6 protein-coding genes and 1 pseudogene are annotated in these 5,306 nt (G+C 39.7%); 1 reads left to right on the top strand and 6 read right to left on the bottom strand.

What is annotated here, in order from left to right; genetic code table 11:
- From rpsJ to SOY52_RS10155, 3 genes are all read right to left on the bottom strand, one after another.
- Positions 1 to 270, bottom strand: a 270-nt coding sequence (rpsJ, locus tag SOY52_RS10165) for a 30S ribosomal protein S10 (RefSeq protein ID WP_320848840.1), incomplete at its 3' end; no start/stop codon positions are given.
- A gap of 69 nt (positions 271 to 339) precedes the next feature.
- Positions 340 to 1,530 carry an elongation factor Tu gene (tuf, locus tag SOY52_RS10160; protein ID WP_320848839.1) on the bottom strand — a complete coding sequence of 397 codons (1,191 nt, stop codon included), beginning with the start codon at positions 1,528 to 1,530 and terminating at the stop codon, positions 340 to 342.
- Positions 1,531 to 1,972: 442 nt separating this feature from the next.
- On the bottom strand, positions 1,973 to 3,268 hold the full coding sequence (locus SOY52_RS10155) for a cation:proton antiporter (protein WP_320848838.1): 1,296 nt from the start codon (positions 3,266 to 3,268) through the stop codon (positions 1,973 to 1,975).
- Between the two features lie 226 nt (positions 3,269 to 3,494).
- Between SOY52_RS10155 and SOY52_RS10150 the strand changes: the two genes are divergently transcribed.
- Positions 3,495 to 3,746, top strand: a complete 252-nt coding sequence (locus tag SOY52_RS10150) for a TIGR03905 family TSCPD domain-containing protein (protein WP_320848837.1) — start codon at positions 3,495 to 3,497, stop codon at positions 3,744 to 3,746.
- Between the two features lie 110 nt (positions 3,747 to 3,856).
- On the opposite strand, the gene rpsG is transcribed toward SOY52_RS10150, so the two are convergent.
- From rpsG to SOY52_RS10135, 3 genes and pseudogenes are all read right to left on the bottom strand, one after another.
- On the bottom strand, positions 3,857 to 4,327 hold the full coding sequence (gene rpsG / locus SOY52_RS10145; RefSeq protein WP_320848836.1) for a 30S ribosomal protein S7: 471 nt from the start codon (positions 4,325 to 4,327) through the stop codon (positions 3,857 to 3,859).
- 15 nt (positions 4,328 to 4,342) lie between these two features.
- Positions 4,343 to 4,717 (bottom strand): 30S ribosomal protein S12, encoded by a 375-nt coding sequence (rpsL, locus tag SOY52_RS10140; RefSeq protein ID WP_154424370.1) that lies wholly within the window; start codon positions 4,715 to 4,717, stop codon positions 4,343 to 4,345.
- Positions 4,718 to 4,861: 144 nt separating this feature from the next.
- A pseudogene (locus tag SOY52_RS10135) lies at positions 4,862 to 5,306 on the bottom strand (DNA-directed RNA polymerase subunit beta'); the annotation flags it as partial.

The following is a 5,306-nucleotide window of genomic DNA, read 5'->3' as shown; positions in this document are numbered from 1 at the left end:
GAGTTTCATAAGGGCTTCCACAACCTTTGGTGTAGGCTCCAAAATGTCAATCAATCTCTTGTGTGTTCTCATCTCGAACTGTTCGCGAGCCTTCTTATTTACATGAGGTGATCTCAAGACAGTATACTTATTGATACGTGTTGGAAGAGGCACTGGACCGGAAACCTTTGCACCGGCTTTTACTACTGTTGAAACGATGCTTTTTGAGCTCTGCTCAACGAGTTCAACATCAAAGCCTCTGAGTTTTACACGAATTCTTTCATTAGCCATTTTTAAAAAATCTCCAAAAATCTAATCTTGTCTGGGGTCTCTTGACCCCGACAAGCTATATTAATTTGATCAGTCCTTGATCTCAGTTACCTGACCAGAAGCAACTGTTCTACCACCCTCACGGATAGCGAAGCGAAGACCCTTATCCATAGCGACTTTGTGGATGAGTTCAACGTTGATCTCTGTGTGGTCGCCTGGCATTACCATTTCCTTACCTGCAGGAAGTGTTACTGTACCTGTAATATCAGTTGTTCTGAAGTAGAACTGTGGTCTGTAACCTGAGAAGAATGGGGAGTGTCTACCACCTTCATCCTTGCTGAGTACGTATACAGTACCTGTGAACTTTGAGTGTGGTGTGATTGATTTTGGCTTAGCAAGAACCTGACCACGAACAACTTCCTTCTTATCAACACCTCTGAGGAGAGCACCAATGTTATCACCAGCCTGTCCTTCATCGAGGAGCTTGTTGAACATTTCAACACCAGTTACAACAGAATCCTTAGTATCCTTGATACCTACGATAGAAACTGGATCGTTAACATGGATAACACCTGATTCAACTCTACCTGTTACTACTGTACCACGACCTGAGATTGAGAAGATATCTTCAATAGGCATGAGGAATGGCTTATCAACTGCTCTTTCTGGGAGTGGGATATAAGCATCCATTGCGTCAAGAAGATCGTCGATGCACTTTGTAGCAGCTGGATCATCTGGGTTTGTCATTGCCTGGTAAGCAGAACCTCTAATAACTGGGCAGTTAGCACCGTCGAAACCATACTCTGTGAGGAGGTCTCTCATTTCTTCTTCAACGAGATCAATAAGTTCAGGATCGTCAACCTGGTCACACTTGTTGATGAATACGATGATACATGGTACACCTACCTGTCTAGCGAGAAGGATGTGCTCCTTTGTCTGAGCCATAGCACCATCTGTAGCAGCTACTACGATGATTGCACCATCCATCTGAGCAGCACCAGTAATCATGTTCTTGATGTAGTCTGCGTGACCCGGGCAGTCAACGTGTGCATAGTGGCGGTTCTTTGACTGATACTCAACGTGTCTTGTGTTGATGGTGATACCACGAGCTTTTTCTTCTGGTGCGTTATCAATTGCATCGTAAGCAAGAGCCTTATCACCGAACATTCTAGCACAGTGTGCTGTGATAGCAGCTGTGAGAGTGGTCTTACCATGGTCTACGTGACCAATAGTACCTACGTTTACGTGTGGCTTGGTTCTCTCGAATTTTTCCTTTGCCATCAGTTCCTCCTTGTGACTCATATGTCACAAATTCAATATTATTGTCATAAAGGCCCAAGCCTTTACTAATTTCCGAGGTACAAACTGATTGCGTTAATCTAGTGAACTAAAAAGGGGATCCAGAGGTCGACAATGTACTTGTCAAAGCCGACATACGTTTAAGCTATCAAAAAACTTATCATCTGGAGCACCCTACTTTCACCATTATGGTTGCAGTCGGTTTGGCTCTCAAAAACGCACTAGGACATAACCGTAGTGCGGACACTTTAAGTAATATATTTCAAACAAAAACTTTTGTCAACACACTTTTTATCTTTTATTTCCTTTTGTTAGGGTAATTTAAATTACGAAAAAAAGTAGGATTATTCAGTCAAAATATAAAAAAAATAGCCCACAATTCTCTATTACAGAATCATGGGCTTTAAGTAGTAAAGTAAATCTACTATTTAATAGTAACAGCAGGCTTGTTGTCTGGTTGGTTGACCTCTCTGCTGCTGACTCTTCCTTCTGGCTTGATTTCTCCTGCCTGTGTAAGAGACCACTTGGTAAGTGTTGGGCCTACAAGTTCATAGATAAGTACACCAAAGAGTACTACACTTCTAACCATTGCACCATCAGCAAGGTTACTAGCTGTTAATGCCATTCCAAGTGCAACACCTGCTTGTGGGAGTAATGTAATACCGAGGTGCTGTTGAATAATTGGAGTTGTATGCTCCATTTTACATGAAATATATGCACCACCAATCTTACCTGCAGAACGGAAAATCATATAAATTACACCAATCATAATTACAAGAGGGTTTGAAAGAACTGTTAAATTAAGTTCTGCACCACTTAAAATGAAGAATAACATGTTTAATGGAGCAGTCCATCTTTCTACTCTTGCCATTAATTCTTCACTTGTTTCACAAATATTACAGAAGATTGTACCTGTAATCATACAAACAAGTAAGAGTGAGAATCCTACGTGAATTCCACCGATATTAAATGTTTTTTGAGAGAAACCTACTGTAAGAAGAACAAAAGCAACAGCAAGTGCAAGACGCTTACTTCTTGAATGGAAGTATACTTCAAGCCAGTTAAGTAAAAGACCTGCAATTACGCCTAATATTACTGATGCACCAATTTCAGCAAGTGGCTCAACAAGTACAGTTACAATGCTAATTGCACCTGTTTCTAATGCATTAGCAATACCAAATGATACAGAGAAAAGTACTAGACCTACTGCATCATCAATTGCTACAACCATCAACAAAAGCTTTGTTAATGGGCCTTCAGCTTTATACTGACGTACAACCATTAAAGTTGCAGCAGGAGCTGTTGCAGCAGCAATTGCACCAAGAGTTAATGCTGATGATATTGAAATAATTGATGGGAAAATAAAATGGAGCACTACAAGAGCAATATCTACAATAACTGTTGTAATTACTGCTTGGAGGATACCAACTGTGATAGCAGCTCTACCCATCACTTTAAGATCCTTAAGACGGAACTCATTACCTATTGCAAAAGCAATAAAACCTAAAGCTGTTTGGCTAACAATTTCAAGTGTTCCTACTTGAGCAAGGCTATTAAAGCCAAGTCCACTAACACCAAGTCTTCCTAAACAGAAAGGTCCGATTAAAAGTCCTGCAATTAAATATGCAGTTACTGCTGGGAGGTTAACTAACTTTGCTAATCTGGACATCATTAGACCTGCAATTAATGCAAATGCTAAACTAACTAAAATTGTATCCACAATGACCTCTATATAAATATTAAATAAATTCAGCCACATATAATAATGAGTTATGCGTTTGTATACAACTACTTATAACAAAAATTTTATTCATATGATTCTTATTATTTCTTATATTTTAAACAGTTAATCTTAAAAATTCTAATAAAATGCCATTTTTACCATGTTCTTCTTGATTTTGAGAGGTTTCTAGAATAAAGTTTATTTTTAATAGGAGAATAATAAAGTGGATTATCAATATAGAACTAAAGGTACTTGTTCTCAGCTCATTGATTTTTCTATCGATGAAGAAGGAAAACTTCATGATGTTAAGTTTACAGGCGGCTGTAATGGAAATTTAAAGGGTATTGGAAAGCTCGTTGAAGGTGAAGATGCAAAAACTGTTGCTAATAAAATTTTAGGTACAACATGTGGCTTTAAGCAAACTAGCTGTCCAGATCAGCTTGCAAAAGCAATCCTAAGTGTATTAGAAAACTAATTATTATGCAGAGTCTTTAACATTTTTGTTAGGACTCTTTTTTTATATCATCAAAGATGAAAAAAGAGACAGTACAATTGACTGTCTCTTTTCTTCTAGTTGAAGTAGAACTACCATCTGAAGTGGGTAAATGCTTTGTTTGCATCTGCCATTCTGTGTGTATCTTCCTTCTTCTTGAATGCAGCACCTGTTGAGTTAAATGCATCTAAGAGTTCGTTAGCAAGCTTTTCAGACATGCTCTTACCAGAACGTGCTCTTGCAGCTGCGATAATCCATCTCATTGCAAGTGCTTCTCTTCTTGGCTCTCTGATTTCAGTAGGGACTTGGTATGTTGAACCACCAACACGGCGACTCTTTACCTCTACCATAGGCTTAACGTTATCAAGTGCCTTGTTAAAGACATCGATAGCATTCTCACCACTCTTAGCAGCAACTGTGTCAAGTGCTGAATAGATAATCTTTGTAGCAACACCCTTCTTTCCATCAACCATCATGCGGCAGATGAACTTCTCGACAACTGTGCTGTTATAAACAGCATCTGGAGTAACAACTCTAACAGGAGTTTTTGAACCTCTTGACATTCTACTACCCTCCTATCAAGCCTTTGGCTTCTTTGCACCGTACTTAGAGCGGCTTCTCTTTCTATCTGCGACACCAAGTGTATCCTTGGAACCACGGATGATGTGGTAACGTACACCAGGAAGGTCCTTAACTCTTCCACCTCTGATGAGAACAACAGAGTGCTCCTGGAGGTTGTGGCCAATACCAGGGATATATGCAGTTACTTCGATTCCATTAGAGAGACGAACACGAGCAACCTTTCTCAAAGCTGAGTTAGGCTTCTTAGGTGTTACAGTCATTACTCTAGTACATGTGCCTCTCTTCTGAGGGCATCCTTCAAGAGCTGGGGACTTAGTCTTGTTCTTAAGACTTGTTCTACCCTTTCTTACAAGCTGATTAATAGTAGGCATCTTACGATACGCTCCTTAATTTATATCTCTAGATCCTTCCTCACAAAGACCTAGAATATGCCGCACAAGCGGCATATTTCATAAAAATTGCAGTCAGCATGAGACTTCAGCTGAAACTACTTGATTAATACGCCAACAGGCTAATCAATCATCGTAATCCTCACCAACGTCAACACCGTCGATGTCTGCTGCGTCTCCTACAACTTTCATATTTGCAATGTTTTCAATATCGACATCATCATCGTCAATCTCTTCAACTTTGATTTCTTTCTTAGCCTTATCGACTGACTTCTGAAGCTCGAGTAACTTTTCGTCATCAAGGTGAATCTGGCGATACTTCTTCATACCTGTACCTGCAGGAATTAAGTGACCGATGACAACATTCTCCTTGAGTCCTCTAAGTTCATCTTTACTACCAGCAATTGCCGCATTTGTCAATACCTTTGTGGTCTCCTGGAATGAAGCAGCTGAAATAAATGAGTCAATAGAGAGAGAAGCTCTAGTAATACCAAGGAGAATTGGTCTTGCAACAGCTGGCTGACCACCTTCCTTAATAGTTCTTTCGTTCTCTTCTAAGAACTTATGCTTA

Origin of the sequence: Bullifex sp., assembly GCF_034103065.1 — a bacterium.
In the GTDB taxonomy this organism is placed as follows: Bacteria; Spirochaetota; Spirochaetia; order Sphaerochaetales; family Sphaerochaetaceae; genus Bullifex.
This window is presented reverse-complemented; position numbering and strand designations above follow the sequence as displayed.